15 protein-coding genes and 2 pseudogenes are annotated in these 18,011 nt (G+C 48.1%); 7 read left to right on the plus strand and 10 right to left on the minus strand.

The window, feature by feature from the left end; all coding sequences use genetic code 11:
- Nucleotides 1-115: 115 nt before the first annotated feature.
- Nucleotides 116-349: a chloride channel protein gene (locus H6F88_RS34760; protein ID WP_347277765.1), complete on the minus strand. Its 234-nt coding sequence runs from the start codon at nucleotides 347-349 to the stop codon at nucleotides 116-118.
- Nucleotides 324-1,178, minus strand: a pseudogene (locus H6F88_RS30430) (chloride channel protein); the annotation flags it as partial. The gene H6F88_RS34760 and the pseudogene H6F88_RS30430, both read right to left, overlap by 26 nt.
- 529 nt (nucleotides 1,179-1,707) lie before the next feature.
- Between H6F88_RS30430 and hisG the strand changes: the two are divergent.
- The 5 genes from hisG (at nucleotide 1,708) to H6F88_RS30455 (ending at nucleotide 5,926) form a co-directional block, all read left to right on the plus strand.
- A complete protein-coding gene (gene hisG, locus H6F88_RS30435; protein ID WP_190646575.1) occupies nucleotides 1,708-2,352 on the plus strand; it encodes an ATP phosphoribosyltransferase in 645 nt (214 codons plus the stop codon).
- Nucleotides 2,353-2,493: 141 nt separating this feature from the next.
- Nucleotides 2,494-4,371 carry an ABC transporter ATP-binding protein gene (locus H6F88_RS30440; protein WP_190646576.1) on the plus strand — a complete coding sequence of 626 codons (1,878 nt, stop codon included), beginning with the start codon at nucleotides 2,494-2,496 and terminating at the stop codon, nucleotides 4,369-4,371.
- A gap of 94 nt (nucleotides 4,372-4,465) precedes the next feature.
- On the plus strand, nucleotides 4,466-4,813 hold the full coding sequence (locus H6F88_RS30445) for a hypothetical protein (RefSeq protein ID WP_190646577.1): 348 nt from the start codon (nucleotides 4,466-4,468) through the stop codon (nucleotides 4,811-4,813).
- Nucleotides 4,814-5,093: 280 nt separating this feature from the next.
- On the plus strand, nucleotides 5,094-5,474 hold the full coding sequence (locus tag H6F88_RS30450; protein WP_190646578.1) for a cupin domain-containing protein: 381 nt from the start codon (nucleotides 5,094-5,096) through the stop codon (nucleotides 5,472-5,474).
- 47 nt (nucleotides 5,475-5,521) lie between these two features.
- The gene (locus H6F88_RS30455; RefSeq protein ID WP_190646579.1) at nucleotides 5,522-5,926 is read left to right on the plus strand and encodes a hypothetical protein; all 405 of its coding nucleotides are present in this window, start codon (nucleotides 5,522-5,524) and stop codon (nucleotides 5,924-5,926) included.
- On the opposite strand, the gene H6F88_RS30460 is transcribed toward H6F88_RS30455, so the two are convergent.
- From H6F88_RS30460 to H6F88_RS30485, 6 genes are all read right to left on the minus strand, one after another.
- Nucleotides 5,916-7,922 (minus strand): amylo-alpha-1,6-glucosidase, encoded by a 2,007-nt coding sequence (locus tag H6F88_RS30460; RefSeq protein WP_190646580.1) that lies wholly within the window; start codon nucleotides 7,920-7,922, stop codon nucleotides 5,916-5,918. The genes H6F88_RS30455 and H6F88_RS30460 overlap by 11 nt on opposite strands.
- An 11-nt stretch (nucleotides 7,923-7,933) precedes the next feature.
- Nucleotides 7,934-9,028: a VOC family protein gene (locus H6F88_RS30465; RefSeq protein ID WP_190646581.1), complete on the minus strand. Its 1,095-nt coding sequence runs from the start codon at nucleotides 9,026-9,028 to the stop codon at nucleotides 7,934-7,936.
- A gap of 37 nt (nucleotides 9,029-9,065) precedes the next feature.
- Nucleotides 9,066-10,637: a GMC family oxidoreductase gene (locus H6F88_RS30470; RefSeq protein WP_190646582.1), complete on the minus strand. Its 1,572-nt coding sequence runs from the start codon at nucleotides 10,635-10,637 to the stop codon at nucleotides 9,066-9,068.
- Nucleotides 10,638-10,762: 125 nt separating this feature from the next.
- A complete protein-coding gene (locus H6F88_RS30475) occupies nucleotides 10,763-11,587 on the minus strand; it encodes an aquaporin (protein ID WP_347277766.1) in 825 nt (274 codons plus the stop codon).
- Nucleotide 11,588: 1 nt separating this feature from the next.
- A complete protein-coding gene (locus tag H6F88_RS30480) occupies nucleotides 11,589-14,246 on the minus strand; it encodes a glucosidase (RefSeq protein ID WP_190646583.1) in 2,658 nt (885 codons plus the stop codon).
- Between the two features lie 2 nt (nucleotides 14,247-14,248).
- Complete coding sequence (locus H6F88_RS30485) at nucleotides 14,249-15,031, minus strand: glucose 1-dehydrogenase (protein ID WP_190646587.1); 783 nt, start codon at nucleotides 15,029-15,031, stop codon at nucleotides 14,249-14,251.
- Between the two features lie 584 nt (nucleotides 15,032-15,615).
- On the opposite strand from H6F88_RS30485, the gene H6F88_RS30490 reads away from it, so the two are divergent.
- Complete coding sequence (locus H6F88_RS30490; RefSeq protein ID WP_190646584.1) at nucleotides 15,616-16,098, plus strand: DUF2721 domain-containing protein; 483 nt, start codon at nucleotides 15,616-15,618, stop codon at nucleotides 16,096-16,098.
- Here the strand turns inward: H6F88_RS30490 and H6F88_RS30495 are convergent.
- Nucleotides 16,074-17,504: a glycoside hydrolase 100 family protein gene (locus H6F88_RS30495; protein WP_242050776.1), complete on the minus strand. Its 1,431-nt coding sequence runs from the start codon at nucleotides 17,502-17,504 to the stop codon at nucleotides 16,074-16,076. The two genes, H6F88_RS30490 and H6F88_RS30495, sit on opposite strands and share 25 nt — an antisense overlap.
- 57 nt (nucleotides 17,505-17,561) lie before the next feature.
- Between H6F88_RS30495 and H6F88_RS30500 the strand changes: the two genes are divergently transcribed.
- Complete coding sequence (locus H6F88_RS30500) at nucleotides 17,562-17,801, plus strand: hypothetical protein (RefSeq protein WP_190646585.1); 240 nt, start codon at nucleotides 17,562-17,564, stop codon at nucleotides 17,799-17,801.
- 105 nt (nucleotides 17,802-17,906) lie between these two features.
- Here the strand turns inward: H6F88_RS30500 and H6F88_RS30505 are convergent.
- Nucleotides 17,907-18,011 (minus strand): annotated as a pseudogene (locus H6F88_RS30505) (IS1 family transposase); the annotation flags it as partial.

The raw sequence follows: 18,011 nt of genomic DNA on the forward strand, positions 1-18,011 counted from the left end.
ATGCGAGGAGCCAGGAAAAAACCAACCATGCTAGCAAAGAGAATTGGCGTGAGCGTGCTGAAGCCTGTCAACTTTGAGAGCAGTAGCGTTGTACTGATTGGAGTGCGAGTGACTGTTACTTGAGAGATGCCATGAGACAAATCATGGCTAGAGCGGCGTTAGATTCAGGATAAACAACAGCGATCGCCTTTCCTAAACAAGCTCCCGTGAAAAATAGGGGAATAATAATTCCGCCCCGCCAGCCTCCGGTGACTGTAATGCAAATCGCCAGTATTTTGGCTGCTGCTAATTGTAAAAGAAATGTCGTGGTTAAAGGTTCCTTTGACAATTTCTTCGAGTTGGTATTCACCAAAATAGCGAGTTAACGGAAACCCCATTGCTAGGATGCCAAGCCCTAACCCTGCCAGAGTAGTGCGTAAGTAGATAGGTCCACGCAGCCTCTCAAATAAGTACTCACATTTGCGAAACACAATGATAAAGAACCAGCCTACGACTGCTCCCACAATTCCATACAGCATTGCTTGAGCAAAATCGTCGATGTTGTCAATGTTGTATTGAGGAAAGTGCCAGATTGGACCGATGCCAAGCTGAGTAATGGCTGCAAAGATTGTATAGCTGGCACAACTGGCAACGATCGCAGGCAAAATTGCTTCGTAATACTCGACAACATGATGATGATGCAGGATTTCTAAGGCAAAAAACGTTCCACCCAGTGGCGCACCAAATAAGACCGTGAAGCCAGATGCCATACCCGCAATACTGAGGCTTCTAAGTGCCTCTCCCTTAAGCTGAAAGCGATCGGCGAGCCATGTCTCAACTGAACCTGTCACTTGCACCATCGGTGATTCTGGCCCTGCGCTTCCGCCGCTGGCAATGCTGATCAGTGAGGATAAAATCATAGAAGGATTTTCGCGGGTTGCCAGTCGTCCTTTGTTCAGGTGAATGTTGTCAATAATGAGTCCAATTTCACCTGGGTTTCTTAATCGAGCAATCACCAAGCCAATCAGCAAGCCCGCTAGTGGCATTACAAACAACAGAGACAGCCCATTGATTGGGGCAAGAAATTGAATCATTCCCGATAAAACAATCCAATATATAGAGGCAAATAAGCCGCAAATGATGCCAAGGCTTGCCCATAACAATACCGATCGAGTGAAAACCAGCGGATTTTGTTTCATCACCTATTCTTGGTTTATGTTGCTAAACCTACAAAACTAATCAATAGGATACTGTCAACTTAACCAGAAAAGGCTATACAGAAACGCAAAGAAGCCCAGAACTACGGCAGGCGATCGCACAAACTTATCAAACAATTGGAATTGAAACATGCGATCGCTTCTTTGCGAGCCATGCCGATTTTTTCAATTGGGCAGCACCCAAGGGAGGATCGACGCCTTTCCAAGCCTGAAGCAAGCAGGGGATGTGGAAGAGTTTTGCGTCGATTTAGTTAATCAGCAAGGAGTTCTACTTTTACCCAGTCCCTATTTTGATTATGGGAAGCAAAATTTTCGGATTGGGTTAGGACGTAGAAATTTGCCAGAGTGCACTGAGAAATTAGATAGTTACTTAAATGATTACTTAGCGACAAACTAACTTGATGCAAGTCTACGGATAAAAGCGATCGCCAAAAATGGTAGAGGGGATTTGCTTGATGATACGCTCTATCAAGATGGCTTTTGCCCAAACCCTCATTCCTATTTTGGTTCTATGTTGACTATTGCAATGCCCAAAGGTGGGCTGTTGGGAGACAGCGTTCGGTTGTTGAAAGAAGTGGGACTGGATTTTAGCATTCTGCTAGATTCCTCCAATCGCCAGCTAGAGGTCTGGGATGCTAGCCACACAGCTAAAGCGCTGCTGGTGCGAAACTATGATGTGCCCGTCTATGTGGAATATGGTCAGGCGCAGTTGGGAATTGTCGGCTATGACATTTTGCGTGAAAAGCAGCCTCAAGTGGCTCACCTGGCAGATTTAAGATTTGGGCTGTGCCGGATGTCGGTTGCGGTGAATGCTGCCAGTTCCTATCGTTCAGCGTTGGATCTACCGCCGCACAGTCGGGTCGCGTCCAAGTTTGTCCGTTGTGCCTACGAATATTTTCAAAGCCTGGACTTGCCCGTAGAAATTGTGCCGCTTTATGGCTCGGTCGAGCTAGGTCCAATTACTGGAATGTCAGAAGCGATCGTTGATTTGGTAGCAACTGGGCGAACGCTGAAGGAGAATAACCTGACTGAAATCGATCGCCTATTCGACAGTACAGCCCGTCTGGTTGCCCATCCTCTCAGCTATCGGCTCAATCAGGATGGCTTACAGGAGCGAATCGAGCAGATTAGAGCTGCCACGCTGGCTCCCGTTTAGTCAGTCTGAAAAGAAGCGCGTGTCCCTGTAAGGGCTTAGATTTTGGCTAAGTCAGCAAGAGCTAGTATCAAATAAAAAGTCTCCTGCGTTACAGTTGGGATGCGTGGCTTTGGGCGACGCGGTTGACGTTCAGGGGTTGGCATGACCAGCACAACGACAGAGGCTCGGGGCAGACGAATTCAAGAAACAGACTGGCGGCTATTGCGGCGGCTAGTTCCCTATGCGTTGCGGAATAAGCGGCTGTTGGCGATCGCCCTCACCTTCCTCGTACCACTTTCTTTAGCAGAAGCCGTTCAGCCCATTCTGGTGGGGCAGGCGATTTCTCTGCTGCGCGAAGAACCTGTGAGCTGGTTTCTAGAAGGGCGATCGCTCTCTCAGGGGCTTAACATTCTGGTCGTTTTGCTCATGCTGACGATCGCCGTTCGGCTAACGTTAGACGGCGTGCAAGGCTACCTGATCCAGAAGGTGGGACAGCGGATCACAGCAGCGATTCGAGATGACTTGTTTTATCACGTCACCTCCCTTGCGGCCCGATTTTTCGACCGCACTCCTGTAGGACGCCTGATTACACGCCTCACTAGTGACGTAGATGCGCTAGGAGATGTGTTCTCAACGGGGGCGGTCGGCATCGTCAGCGATCTGTTCTCGATGCTGGTGATCACCGTCATCATGTTTACCTTGCAGTGGCAGCTTGCCCTGATGCTGGTGTTGATGCTGATCCCGGTGACAGGTTTGACGATTTTCTTTCAGCATCAGTTTCGCGTTGCCAACTACAAAGCGCGAGAGGAACTGTCTGCTCTCAACTCCACCCTGCAAGAAAACATTGTCGGCATTGGAGTGGTTCAGCTGTTTCGGCGAGAGCAGTTTAACTCCGAACTATTTCGCACTGTCAACCAACGCTACATTACCGAAGTTGACAAAACCATTTTCTATGACTCTGCCGTCTCAGCCACACTAGAGTGGATTGCGCTGGTGGCGATCGGGGGAGTGCTCTGGCTGGGCGGCTTACTCGTCCTGCAAGACAACCTATCTCTGGGCGCTCTAGCAACCTTCATCTTGTTTGCCCAACGCCTATTTAACCCGCTGCGTCAGTTTGCCGAACGGTTTACCGCTATCCAGGCAGGCTTCACTGCCCTAGAGCGAGTTAGCGACATCCTCAACGAACCGATCGAAATTCGCGATCCCGAAACTCCTACCCTTTCCACTGACTCATCCCCTCGCACCAAAATCGCTCCCGAAGACCTTTCCCTTCGTCCCTCATCCCTGATCCTTCCTCCTTCTTCGACCGTTCCTGGTGAAATCTGCTTTAACCACGTTTGGTTTGGCTACAAGCCAGATGAATATGTCTTGCGAGACTTAGACTTCGCCATTCGTCCTGGTGAAAAAGTAGCGCTGGTCGGACCAACAGGAGCAGGAAAAAGCTCAATCATTCGCCTGCTTTGCCGTCTCTATGAAATCAATCGAGGACAAATTTTACTCGACAATGTTGATGTGCGAGACATGCCTCAGGGAGAGTTGCGTCGCCGCATGGCTGTGATTTTGCAGGATGGTTTTCTATTTGCGGGTGATGTTAAGGGCAACATTGCTTTGGGAGAAACCTACTCGATCGAGCAAATCAAAGCCGCAGCGGAGCAGACTAACGTCGCCAGCTTCATCGAGCAACTACCTGAGGGGTACGATACGTTGCTGCGGGAGCGGGGTACAAACCTGTCGGGCGGACAAAAGCAGCTTTTAGCATTTGCGCGGGCGGCAATCCGTAATCCTCCCATCCTGGTGTTAGACGAAGCGACAGCTAACCTGGATGTAGGGACAGAAGCGATGATTCAGCAGGCTTTAGATAAACTGTTGATTGGGCGAACTGCAATCATTATTGCTCACCGCCTCTCAACGATTCGCAAGGTCGATCGCATCTTAGTTCTGAAGCAAGGGCGACTGGTGGAATCGGGCAGCCATGAAGAATTGCTGGAACAAGGCGGACTCTATGCCAGCCTGTATCGCCTGCAAATGTTGGAGGCTTAGGTTCTCTTTAAGAGTTAGCTTTTCGCGCTTTGCGCGAAAAGCTAACTCTAGGCACACTCCAGAAGACGTTGGAATTGGGGATGAGGAGGCTCAAATGAATTTACAAATAGAAGGCGATCGCCTCAAAATAAACCTAACCTTTTTAGAAAAACTGTTAGCGCTACAGTTTAACTACGCTTTTGAGATTCCTCTTGCTCAAATCGAGCAAGTTTCAACCGAGAAACCCTCTTCTCGGTTGCAGTATAGAATGCCTGGAACTGCGATTCCTGGTTTATTTGCGGCAGGCACCTATTACAGCGATCGCGGCAGAGAGTTTTGGTATGTGACGGGTGATCGCCACTACCTCGTCCTCGATCTCAAAGATGAGTTTTACCAAAGGGTTGTTTTATCCTTAGATCAAAACGAAACTTGGGCAGAACGCTTAGCTGGAACACGGGTTTGAGCCATCTCGATTGTCCAAAGGTTACTAATGAAACAATGTTTTAGGGTATTCAGTGAAATAATCGTCCTATACCAAATCTGTCTGTAGAGTAGCGGCATCGGTAGGGGCGGAGCATTCGGTCACAGTCCCTACCCCTAAAGCACAATTCTTTTGCCGAATGCTTCGCCCGTACACCAAATATTGCTTTTTTACGAAACGGATTCCGTATTGTAGAAATATCTGGGAAAACCAGAACTATGTTGGTGAATCTGCCCCATTCTTAGCAAGGTAGAGCGCAAGGATGAGTATCACTAGAATATTCAACAGTTCTCAGTTTCTTCAACCAGCAGATGGGGAACCCATCCGCTCAGTGATCACAGAATCTCAGGATGCGGTTGTGGTTGCCTGGTACGTTAAACCAGGACAGGAGATTTCTCCACACCTTCATCCTAACGGGCAGGATACCTGGACTATTTTAGAGGGAAGCGGCAAATATTATCTGGACAAGGCGGGAACGATGAAGGCGATCGCCGCTGGAGATGTTGTTGTTGCTCCAGTGGGCTGCGTACATGGTGTGTTCAACGATGGAGATAAGCCACTCGTTTTCATTTCTGTAGTGTCACCTGGTGATGCGGGATACCAACCGATTTTGATAGAAACGACTGTCACGCTACATCTTTGAACACTCATTTTCCAGATCAGGGAAGCTAGAAGAGTGCTGAATGAGATATGAAAGGGCTAATTCAGTATTTCTATAAGATCAAGTCAAATAAAGCTATTCTTTGGTGCTACTTGATTTGGTATGTTGCCATTGTTTATTTCTACTTTGATCCCTCACCTAAGATCTGGATTAACGCAATTGGCATCAGCGCTGTGATTGGAACGGCTCTATTGTTAAGCGTCTCATCTGGAAAGCCGAGTCATGGTAAATGGGATCATTGGCAAACGTTCAGGCTCTATTTGATGCCGTTTTGTGTTTCAAGTTTTTCAGCGTTAATTAAAGATCAAGGATTTATCATTATCTTCTCGTCAAGAATAGGAGAAAACCTGGTTGCGGCACTGTGCTGTGGGTTATTTCTGCTGGTCGTTTCAGCAATCAAATTGATCAAACATAAGTTATCTTCTAATTCTTAATCGCTAACCAGGCACGCAAAGTTTCTGCAACTGTCCAGGCTTGGGCAATGCAGCCTTTTGCAGTCATGGGAGCATCACCATCAAAAATTTCGCTGAGGTTTCCTAGTCCGTGTGTGGTGAGGTGATTTGCCATCGGTTCTAGGAGCTTTTGCGCCTGTGTAGGATTGTTGTAGACTCGCAGATGTGCCAGGGCAAAGGCACCGAGTAGCCAACCCCAAACGGTTCCCTGATGGTAAACGCGATCGCGTTCGGCTCCATTCCCAACGTAGCATCCTGCATAGTCAGGGTGGTCAGGCGAGAGCGATCGCAACCCATGAGAAGTGAGCAGCTTTTGCCCACAGACATCCACCACTCGCTGCTGCTGAAATGGCGTGAGCGGGCTTTGAGGTAACGACACGGCAAAGATTTGATTCGGTCGTAGGGAGTCATCATCTCCATCGGACGTGTCAATTACGTCGTAACAATAGCCCGTTGCGTTATTCCAGAAGCGAGAGAATTGGGCTAGGGTGCGATCGGCGATCGCCTCATACTCCTGATGCGGTTTACCAATCTGCCGCGCAAACTTTGCCATAGTACGAAGAGCGTTATACCAGAGCGCGTTGATCTCAATCGGTTTGCCAATCCGAGGGGTAATCACCTGATCGCCAACTTTGGCATCCATCCAGGTTAGCTGCACACCCGCTGTTCCGGCATAGAGCAAGCCGTCTGCCGCATCCAGATGAATGCTGTAGCGAGTGCCGCGACAGTGCCAATCGATGATGTCTGCCAACACAGGAAACAGGTCGCGCAACAAGTCATCGTCTTCCGTTGCACCATAGTATTGGCGAATGGCTTCAAAGTACCAGAGCGTCGCGTCAACCGCGTTGTATTCGGGGGTTTCTCCGGCATCAGGAAAGCGATTAGGCAACATTCCCTGATCGACATACTGGGCAAAGGTGTGAAGAATCGACCGGGCGATTGCTGGGCGACCTGTAGACAACGTCAGTCCCGGTAAACTAATCATCGTGTCGCGTCCCCAGTCTCCAAACCAGTGATAGCCAGCAATAATAGTTTTGCCCACAGGATCATTGGGTGAAGAGCGAGAGTGCTCTGCATACGCTTCGCGATCAACAATAAACTGATCGGCAGCTAACACCAGTCGATGAATCCAGTCTGGAGTTTTCTCCGCGTGAATCGGACGGCTAATTTCAAACAGTTGAATTAACTTTTGCTCATGAGCTGTTCTTAATTTAAGAGCGCTCTCACCCTCTAAACTAGGTTGCGGCTCAGTGCTGGCAACGATTGTGACAGATGCCCCTGGATCGAGAGTGACAGCAAAGGTTGCAGCATGGAGATGGTCTTCTCGATCGCTTAATCCGCGAGCGCGTTCTGCCGCTAAATCAAAGTTGTAATACCATTCATGAGCCGGAGTGACGCTGGCAGAATTGCTCAGTAAATAAATTGGAGCTGCACCCGGAAAAGCAGTAATTTGGATGCCTTGGGCGATCGCCTCAACGCTCATTTGCCAGCTATCGCCTTGAGTACTGCCGTGATAATCGCGGTAGTTAACAAATGCCTGAAGCGTGAGTTGCAGCGGTTGCGTGGCGCGGTTCAGCGTGTATTGCACATAGGTGGTATTGCTTCCGGGCTGCATCCAGATTCGCTTTTCGAGTTGGACATCGCTAAAGCCAAACTGCCAAACGGGAGTCGTTCCATCTAGAAAAAAACGCTCGATGTGATAATATCCCACCGGACTGACCGCACCGCCTACCCAACGATTTGTAAAAAGCGAATAAGACTGTTCGTTGTAGTAAACAGTCTCATCCAATTTGGTGACGAGTAAGGTACGTCCTAATGGTGGATTTAGTGCTGCCATGAGTAAGCCATGATAGCGACGGGTCAGCAGTCCTGCAATTGTGCCAGAGGCATATCCGCCAATACCGTTGGTGACTAGCCATTCTCGCGATTCGGCTGTTGGCAGCGTACCGCAAATTTCTCGCCCAAATTCAATATTCATGTGTAAAAGTCTTATTGCTCCACAATTCGGATCAAGTGACCATCAGGATCGCGCACTAGAAAGCCTTCGCGAAATCCTAGCTGATCATCCGGCAACCGAATTACACCTGATGAGACGAAATCATAGCCACCCGATCGCACTCGCTGTGCCGTTGCATCTACATCTTCAACTACCAATGTAGTTTGCCAGCCTATCAGGTCATTTGCCTGAGCATCATTCGGTAGCGATCGCCCATCAGAAGGCGTGAGATATTCCAAAAATTCAACGCCCATGCCCAAAGGTGCCCGCAGTCCAGTGATTTGCAAATGTGCCCCAAATACTTGATTGAGATGGGCTTGTTCCATGCCGTAGTTCTCACTTTCGCCTGCAACTGTTAGTCCTAGCAGATCACGGTAGAATGCGAGACTGGCTGATGTGTTGGAGATGGCGACCGCCGTATGGTCAATTCCTAAAAACAACTCATTACTAGATTCTTGCCAGCGAGGATCGCCCTTGCCCTCTGGATAGTAAATAATTTCTAAATTGTGTCCTTCTGGATCGCGAAAATAAAACGCCTCAATCCCTGCGGCGGCTGGAATGTAATCGGGTAGTTGTTGTGGGGCGGTAGAAACGTGCTGAATGTTGTGTTGTCGCAGATGTTGATATGCTTCATTCATATCGCTCACGACGATTGCAATGTGTTGAAACCAATGGTCGTTGCTGCGTGAGTCGGCTGGAATCGGTCGCCCCTCAGGGGTGAGATAGTCCGTCAGTTCAATTACCTCATCGCCTAGCTGTAACTGCACCACTCGCATTCGCACCCCAAATATACCTTGCAGTTGTTCATACTCACTGCCCCATACTTCCACATCTGAAATTTTGCGGAAGGGTAAGACTTCGGTGTAAAACTCCAGGATGCTCTCCATGTCTGATACTGTCATTCCTACACTGGCTACCGCTTGAACCGTTGACTCTGCGACAGTCGCTTGAGTGAGGATAATTGGGGCTGATGAAGTTTGACGTGGCTGATTTTGGGAAATGGCGCGATTAGGAGCAGTTAGGGCGATCGCCCCCGCCACCCCAAAAGAGAAAAAAGTTCGCTTGAGTATCTTACCGAATCCTGGCATTATTCTGATTTTTGAAGGAATACAATTGTTTAGGCTTTTATTTCACCCGATCTTTTAAGTGATCTGCGACTCGCAGCGCATTTGCGATAATCGTCAATGTGGGATTCACGCCAGAATTTGAGGGAAAGAAACTGCCATCTACCACATAGAGATTGTCTACATCATGAGTGCGACAGTTAAGGTCAAGCACTGAGGTGGTTGGATCTTCGCCCAGACGACAGGTACCGCACTGATGTCCCACTGCCTGTAAGGGAATGCTGTTACGTGGATAAATGCCCATTGGAATGATAAAAGGCTGCATCGAGTGATCATTGGTTTCCAATACTTTGATCCAGCGCTGCACCAAACGATCGTGCGCTTTTGTATTGTTGGGTTTGTACTCTAAACAGACCTTGTCACCCATTACCCGAACCCGATTGTCTGGATCAGGTAAATCTTCGGACTGTAGCCACCAACCCGTTGAATGGCTGGCAATTTGTTCAAGCCCGAAGCCTGGAACCAGTTTAACAAGCGGTGTTAATACAGCAGGTGTTTCAGCCGGAATCATGTCTCCCAGCACATTGCCCGTATTTTGGACTTGCCCCATTGGATAAGGAAAATCTGGTTCGCCCCAGTAGAAGTCGTTAATGGCGATCGTCTTTTGATAGACGGCGGGGTTTGGCTTGGAACTAAGTGCCAGAATTGCCGTTGCCAAATGCTTCATAAAGTTGCGTCCTACCTGATCTGAGCGATTTGCCAAACCATTGGGATGCTGATCATTGGCAGAACGCAACAGTAAAAGCGCAGAGTTAATTGCGCCACAGGAAACTACGACTATATCACTGGTGAAAAGCTGTGATTTTCCCTCAATTTCTGCTTCCACACCAGTCACTTCTCGTCCCGATGCGCTGGTGTGCAGTTGCACCACTTTGGCTTGGGTTACTAGAGTGACATTGCTGTGCTGTTGAGCCGGACGCACTGCATTTACATCAGCATCGGCTTTAGCGTGAACTAGGCAGGGAAAGCCATCACAGGTATTGCAGCGAATGCAAGGACTAAAGTCTGGATTTGTTTCATCCAGCTTGATTCCTAATGGCAAATGAAAGGGATGCAAGCCCTGATGCCGAAAACCATCGCTGATATCTTGCATCCGAGGCTCATGGCTCACGGGAGGATGGGGATAGCCCTCACTCATGGGTGGTTCAATCGGGTCTTCACCCTGCAACCCATGTACGTTGTAGAGTTTTTCTGCTTCCGTGTAATAGGACTCGAAGTCCTGATATTTTAAGGGCCAGGCAGAGGAAACCCCCTCATGGTGAGTGACTGTATCAAAGTCTCGTTCTCGCATTCGCAGGAGTGCCGCACCGTAAACCTTGGTGTTACCGCCAACCCAATACCCTACACCTGGACGAAAGGATTTGCCCTCAAGGTTGTACCACTTTTCATCAGTGTGGTATCGCTCTTTTTGATAAACCTCTTTGGCACTCCAGTTAGCTTTTTCGCGCGGTAAGAAGCTCCCACGCTCCAAAATCAAAATCTTCTTTCCGGTAGGGGCAAGCTGATGGGCGAGTGTGCCGCCGCCTGCACCTGTACCGATAATGATGAGGTCGTAGTGAGTGTTGGGGATCATAGAAGCTACTTTTAGAGATGAGGAATTAAAAGATGTAGGTTGGGTTAAGGAACAAGACTCAACGTGTAGAATTTCGCTAATGTGTAGATTCTGTGGATGTTGGGTTATGCTTTGGTTCACCCAACCTACGGTTTAGGGAGTGAGAGGCGATCGCTTAAATCGACCTCACCCTCCTGGTTGTAGTTGCAGCGAAAAATACAGCGTTTGTGCGTATGGTGATTGAGCTTGGCGCACTTAACGGCCCGTTGCCCAAATACAGACAGATATAATTCACTAGCAGAAAACATGCCAATCAATGGAGCAAAGATATAGAGCGGAAATGCCGTCCAAACCTGGGCAGGAAAAGCAGAGGCAAAACTGCGGGCGGGGTTCATGCCAAACCCGGAGAGCGGGGCTTCTAGGAAGACGTAGAGCATTACCAGACAACCTGCAAAGATGCCTGTATAACGACTGAGCTTTTTGTGGTTGCTGGTGAGTAAGACTGTGAGCATCATAATGAAGGCAATCACAAATTCACCTAGCAGGGCGGCAATCCAGCCCATTGCTCCGGGTATGGTGACGATGTAGTTGATGGGCGGTTGCGTAAATCCATTTCTGAAGGCTAAGGCGACCAGGTAAACCCCCAGCAATCCACCCAAGCATTGAAATAGAACGTAGAAGGCAGTATCCTGTCGTTTTACTTTGCCCAGTCGGTAAAAGGTGAGTGTGACGGCGGGGTTCATGTGTGCGCCAGATTGTTTACCCCAGGGAGAATAAACTAGGGCGATCGCTGTCATTCCCATTGCCACACCGATCAGGAATCGACGCAAATCAGCATTGGCGATCGCTTGATGAATCGGTGAATGGGGATGCTCAAAGATGACTGTAAACACTCCGGCAGAAATCATAAACAGCCCCAGCAGTGCCGCTTCCATCAAGTATTCGGGCCAATGCTGTTTAAGTGTGTTCACTTTAACCTCCTTGTGCCCGGTGTTCGGCATTCTGCAGGATCATGGCAGCCACTAATCCTGTCCATCCAGTTTGGTGACTGGCTCCTAACCCTGAACCGTTGTCACCGTGAAAATATTCGTGAAACAGAATATAGTTGCGCCAATGCGGATCGGATTGAAAAGTTTCTAAGTCGCTATAGAGCGGACGGCGACCCGACTCATTTTGCTCAAACAGGGCAACTAAACGGTGAGAAAGGGCGATCGCCACTTCCCGTAGCGTCATTTCCCGCCCCGAACCTGTCGGACATTCCACCTTAAACTGATCACCAAAATAGCTGTGAAACTGCCAAAGCGCTTCAATAATCAGATAATTGACTGGAAACCAGATTGGGCCGCGCCAGTTGGAGTTGCCACCAAACAAACCAGTCGTTGATTCAGCTGGTTCATAGTGGACGTAGTAGCTCTCCCCAGGACATTCCAGCACATAGGGATGTTCCTGATGATATTTGGAAATAGCTCGAATGCCGTGAGGACTGAAAAACTCACTTTCATCTAACATTCGCTCCAAGATTCGCCGTAGTTTTGCGCCGTACACAATCGACAACAATCGTCTGGCTCCCATACCGGGAGTTTCCATGCAGGCAACATTGTCTTTCAGATCTGGGCGATTCTGAATGAACCACTGCATCCGCTTTTTGAAACCTGGAAATTGCTCTAATGTTTCTAATTCCAGAACCGTCACGGCATAGAGGGGAATTAATCCCACCATCGATCGCACTTTGAGCGGCAACTGCTGTCCGTGGGGCAATTGCAGCGCGTCGTAGTAGAACCCGTCTTCGTCATTCCATAAAGCAATATTGGCATCTCCAATGCCATCGATCGCGTCAGCAATATAGAGAAAGTGTTCAAAAAATTTACTGGCAATGTCTTCGTAAGAATTATCTTCCTTTGCCAGTTCTAGGGCGATCGCCAGCATATTCAAGCAATACATTCCCATCCAACTGGTGCCGTCTGCCTGGTTGAGATAGCCGCCCGTAGGCAGTTCTTTGCTGCGATCGAATACTCCAATGTTATCTAGTCCTAAGAAGCCACCCTGAAAGACATTTTTGCCTGCCACATCTTTGCGATTGACCCACCAGGTAAAGTTGAGCAGCAGTTTGTGAAAGACTCGCTGGAGAAACTGGCGATCTTTGCGTCCATAAAACTTTTGCTCAATCTGATACACCCGCAATGCTGCCCATGCTTGCACAGGCGGATTCACGTCACTAAATGCCCATTCGTAGGCGGGTAACTGACCGTTGGGCTGCATGTACCATTCGCGAGTCAGGCGATCGAGTTGCATCTTGGCAAAATCGGGATCAATCACCACCAGCGGAATTAAGTGAAACGCCAGATCCCATGCGGCAAACCAGGGATATTCCCATTTGTCAGGCATCGAGAGAATGTCTTCACTGAACAAGTGGCTCCACTCGCGGTTTCGTCCTGCTTTGCGTTCAGGTGGGGGTTGTGGCTGCCCAGAATCGCCATTGAGCCAGTCTTGCACCACATAGTGATAGTACTGTTTGCTCCACAGTAAGCCTGCAAACGCCTGTCGCTGGATATTGCGTTCATCCTCTGACATGGGGAATGGATTAATCCGCTGATAAAACTCATCGGCTTCCTGTTTGCGCGTATCGAAAAGATGAGTGAATTCTGCCCCAAACGGCTCAGCAACCGTCGCGACATCACTCAGGCGTAGACGAATTGTCTTTGTTTCTCCCGGTGCAATCGATAGCTGATAGTGAGCCGCAAACTTGGTGCCAATGCGATCGCCATTCACGGCATCCTGTTTTTCCTGAACCACATAATCATTGATGCCGTCTTTCACATAAGGTGATTTATTGGGCACCCCAAACAGCCGGTCGTAGTTTGTTTCATTATCCGTAAAAAGCAAGTCTGAGCCACTTTCACAGTAAAGCCAGCGAGTTCCCAAAGTGGGATGAGCCGCTTCAACCACGCTGAATTCTTTCTCGTCTACCACTTTGATGAACGGTTTTTCACTCTCTGAATCCCAGTCCCAGGTGTTGCGAAACCATAGCGTGGGTAAGAGATGTAAGGTGTGGGCTTCTGAGCCGCGATTGGCGATCGCCACCTGAATCAAAATATCTTCAGGTGAGGCTTTGGCATATTCTACAAACACATCAAAGTATCGATTTTCAGCAAAAATCCCAGTATCCAGCAGCTCAAATTCTGGCTCATTTTTGCTTCTATTGCGGTTTCCTTCCACCAGTTGAGCATAGGGAAATGCCTGCTGCGGATACTTATACAGGCACTTCATGTAGGAATGGGTAGGAGTATTGTCGAGGTAAAAGTAATACTCTTTGACATCCTCACCGTGATTTCCTTCACTGCCCGTCAAGCCAAATAGCCGCTCTTTTAGGATGGGATCATTACCGTTCCAGAGGGCGATCGCAAAACATAATCGCTGCCGACTGTCTGAGATGCCCGCAATGCCGTCTTCGCCCCAGCGATAAGTGCGCGATCGCGACTGCTCATGTGAAAAGTAATCCCAGGCTGAGCCATAGGGACTGTAATCTTCTCGCACAGTTCCCCACTGACGCTCGCTGAGATAAGGACCCCAGCGTTTCCAGTAGGCAGTCCGATCTCGATCTTGCTGTAGGCGAACTTCTTCTGGAGTCATGACTACTGCTCCTGGTAGTTCCATAACAACCCACCATCCACAAAGAAAGTGGTGCCCGTCACATAATCGGATTCTGCTGATGCTAAAAACGTGACGATCGAGGCGACATCTCCCGGCTTGCCCAATCGCCCCAGCGGAATGTTACTCAGCAGTGCGCCTAATTTTTCTGGATCGTTTAATAGTTTGGTGTTGATGGGTGTCTCGATCGCTCCTGGAGCCACATTGTTAATCGTGATCCCGAAGGGAGCCAGCTCAACCGCAAGGTTGCGAGTGAGCATTTTTAAGCCGCCCTTGCTGGCGCAATAAGCCGCAAAGTGAGGAAAGGGCAATTCTTCGTGAACCGAGCTAATGTTGATCACTTTGCCCGGTTGCTTTGCCTCCATCACATGTTTGGCGAAAGACTGCGTGGCAAAGAATACGCCCTTCAAATTCACATTCATTACGGCATCGTAATCTGCCTCGGTCACATTCCAAAAGTCTGCATTCTTCTCAATCCCGGCATTGTTGACTAAGATATCTAACTTGCCAAAGTGAGCGATGCTATCTGCGATCATGCGCTGCACATCAGTAACCATACCCGTATCGGCTTGAACGGTGAAGCCATCAACCATATGACATTCACCACCCGCTGCTTTTACCTTTGAAAGGGTTTCCTCTGCCCCTTCAGGATGGGAGCGATAGTTAATCACAACGCTTGCTCCCTCTTGAGCGAGACGAATGGCGATCGCCTGTCCAATTCCTTGGCTGCTACCCGTAACCAGTGCAACTTTGCCTTCCAGTTTCATACTTACTCCAATGATGCTGTTAATGCGATCACGAATGAACGGATGAGTTAAAACTTTTTGAAATGCTTTCATGAAGCATTAAGCAAAGCTCAAAGAATTTGAATCCTATGATTTGCTTAAATGCAACGTAAGTTAGAGAAGTTAAAGGTTCATTTGTGAAATATTGAATGGCTTACGCCTATTACGAATACTTCAAACGCTCTACAGACGTTGATGGACAGCTTTTTACTTCAGGGATAGAACGACCCTATCACACTCAAACTTAAATTACATCAAAGTTAACCTAAAAAAATGACATTCATGATACTTTCGTCGTTTCTAGCAGGGTTGCAATCATCTTGCTTGCTGATCGTAATTCTCCCCTGAGCAGCTTACAAAGTTAATCGCTAAATGTCACTTATAGGTGAGACTGTTTCTGATCATTAAAGCCATCAGTTTTGACCTACTCTTAAAGATAGGTTGCCTCCCAACTTTTGGTCAGGTCTAAGTTATAGAATTACGATAACGGTGTGCTTTGGGGTCAAAGACCCCGAACTCGATTTGGCAAATTCTTCAAGTTTTTAAGCAAAAAGTGAACAGTGCTGATGACTGCGGTGGATATTGCTCAAACCATTCAACTAATTATTGCTCCAGTCGTATTAATTACAGCCTGTATGTTGTTTCAAAATGGAGCTTTGGCACGATACGCCAGCGTTGGTCAGGGCATCCGTGCGCTATCCCACGAACGGTTTGAGTTAGTGCGCTCTGAGAAAACAGGGAACACGTTCACCTTAGAACGACTGCAAGCGATCGATCGCCAGCTTCCTATCCTGATTCACCGTCATCGATTGATTCAACGGTCAGCGTTGTTAGCTTACAGTGCAACCACCATTTTTATCTTCACTATGTTTGTGATCGCCCTATCTGTCGTACTGAAAGCAGGAGCAATTGGAACCATCGCATTGATATTGTTTCTGATTGGCACAGGCGTTTTGCTAGTAGGCATATTCCTCATGGGGCTAGAAATTCGGATGTCTCATCGGGCAATTTGCTATGAAGTTTATCAAATCACCTCGTTAGGGAAATGAGTCCCTTTCACAGGCGAACCTTTAATTAGGCAAGCATCTACTTCTAGATCTTCGTCAAAACTAATCAGAGAAAGGTGACTAGGATTTTCTAGCAACGCTTTAGAAGCCAGAAAAGCGGCGATCGTCCAGGTCTGATATTTCCTGGCTTCCTTGCCAATCAGTTTCCCCGTTCTGCCGTCATAGTATTCGGGCCATTGATCAGGCAATAGGCGTTTCTCAGCAATTTCTAATGCTTTATAAGCTAGATCGTCTCTGCCCATCTTTAACATTGCGGCAGTTAGAAACCAGAGTAAAACGGGCCAACTGCCACCATTATGATATGACCAGGGAATGTTCTTAGGATCGCAGCCCGTTATGATTTTCCAATCCTGACCTTCTACTGCCGGAAAGCAAATTTTTAGCGGCATGTATCCAATCAAATCTTGCCAGCGTTGTTCAATCAAATTCACAATCGCCTGAGATTGTTGCCCAGTGGCAAGTGAAACAATCACAGACATTAAATTACCCAGTCCAAAGAAGCGAAAGTCAATTTGCCCTGGGCCAAGATTCCCTGCCAAATAGCCGCTGGTGCCAGAGAGCCATTCAATCAGCCAGGAAGGAATGGTATCTGGGTAAACATTGAATCGATTCACGGCCATATCACCAAATTCTTCACCTTTGTAACGGTAAATCTCATTTAAGCGCTGAAGGTCAATCCAGTAATATTTCCGTACATGATAGGTGAGATGACTGAGTCGAGCCTCAACTGCCTCTAGATAAGTCTTGCTTGTACCGTCTGGTAACAGCAGTTCACGGGTTGTCCGCAAGGCGGCATAAAAGAGTGCCTGAATTTCTAACGGATGCCCATACACCCCCATACGCCGATCGATCATGAATGATCCGTCGGGCACCAGTAGCGTAGGGAATAGGTCAAATCGAGCTTCCAGACAAAGCTGCAATATCATTTGAATGCCCTGCTGAAAGTCGGCACGGTGAGCCAGGGCTAAATCACCTGTCGCTTTGACATAAGCCCGCAGGAGAATTAACCACCAAAAGCAGGAATCAATTGGGGCAACTCTGGCGATCGCCTGCTCCCCAAAGTCAGCCACTAGATATTCTTCCCCTGCCTGCACTTCCACTTTAAAGCTGGCAGGGTGCAGTCCTTGTCCGGGCTGAAAGCAATCTAGTCGTCGTTCGCGGCTCTGAAGCCCCAACACTGCTACTAAAAAGTTACGAACGATGTCTGGCTTGCCTTGCATGAGGAAAACTAGGGCAGACGAGACAAAATCACGCACAAAGCACTGATCATAATTCAGTGCCTCCGCTTCGGGATCGCGAGCGGCTACTGTGCCAATCGGCTCACCCTGATAATAAAGAATGGCGGCTTCAAGTGCTGTTTGAGCCTCATCAATCATCTGTCTGTACATTGCGTGCAGTTTGTCCCACCTTGCTTTCCACTCACTCAAACTTGACGGGTGTGCCTGATGTCAAAATGCGATCGCCTTCTCTCAAATCGGCGTGAAATTAAAGAAAACATCCTTACCTCTACAAACTCAGGAGCCTTCAAATGGATGGTCATGGCGTATGTGACCTTATCCTATCAAGCCTTCATGATGCGGGTTGTAGTTGTCAACATTTATCCAACATTTATCCAACATTTATCCAACGTGTATCCAACATTTACACCTGTTGGGGTTGTGCATGGCTCAATCCAAGCTATTTAAGCCTGCTTAACACTACTAACTTTCAAACTTAGCAACTCCAAACTTAGCGTTGACTTTGACCAGGGTAAGCAGTATGAATTTCGGGCGTTGCTGAAACCGTAATGGTTAAGTAGGTAGAGGAATAGCTCGATACTTCAAATAGTGAAGCAGCAAACGGAGTGAACATTTCAACATCTCAAGGGATTTGGAGTAGCACAAGGTTTTACGGTG

This window comes from Oculatella sp. FACHB-28 (assembly GCF_014696015.1).
Classification (GTDB): Bacteria; Cyanobacteriota; Cyanobacteriia; order Elainellales; family Elainellaceae; genus JAAUTN01.

Coding starts and splice junctions, on each gene's coding strand:
- hisG (WP_190646575.1), top strand. CDS start 1,708: ATGTTGACTATTGCAATGCCCAAAGGTGGGCTGTTGGGAGACAGCGTT.
- H6F88_RS30440 (WP_190646576.1), top strand. CDS start 2,494: ATGACCAGCACAACGACAGAGGCTCGGGGCAGACGAATTCAAGAAACA.
- H6F88_RS30445 (WP_190646577.1), top strand. CDS start 4,466: ATGAATTTACAAATAGAAGGCGATCGCCTCAAAATAAACCTAACCTTT.
- H6F88_RS30450 (WP_190646578.1), top strand. CDS start 5,094: ATGAGTATCACTAGAATATTCAACAGTTCTCAGTTTCTTCAACCAGCA.
- H6F88_RS30455 (WP_190646579.1), top strand. CDS start 5,522: ATGAAAGGGCTAATTCAGTATTTCTATAAGATCAAGTCAAATAAAGCT.
- H6F88_RS30460 (WP_190646580.1), bottom strand. CDS start 7,922: ATGAATATTGAATTTGGGCGAGAAATTTGCGGTACGCTGCCAACAGCC.
- H6F88_RS30465 (WP_190646581.1), bottom strand. CDS start 9,028: ATGCCAGGATTCGGTAAGATACTCAAGCGAACTTTTTTCTCTTTTGGG.
- H6F88_RS30470 (WP_190646582.1), bottom strand. CDS start 10,637: ATGATCCCCAACACTCACTACGACCTCATCATTATCGGTACAGGTGCA.
- H6F88_RS30480 (WP_190646583.1), bottom strand. CDS start 14,246: ATGACTCCAGAAGAAGTTCGCCTACAGCAAGATCGAGATCGGACTGCC.
- H6F88_RS30485 (WP_190646587.1), bottom strand. CDS start 15,031: ATGAAACTGGAAGGCAAAGTTGCACTGGTTACGGGTAGCAGCCAAGGA.
- H6F88_RS30490 (WP_190646584.1), top strand. CDS start 15,616: ATGACTGCGGTGGATATTGCTCAAACCATTCAACTAATTATTGCTCCA.
- H6F88_RS30495 (WP_242050776.1), bottom strand. CDS start 17,504: ATGTACAGACAGATGATTGATGAGGCTCAAACAGCACTTGAAGCCGCC.
- H6F88_RS30500 (WP_190646585.1), top strand. CDS start 17,562: ATGTCAAAATGCGATCGCCTTCTCTCAAATCGGCGTGAAATTAAAGAA.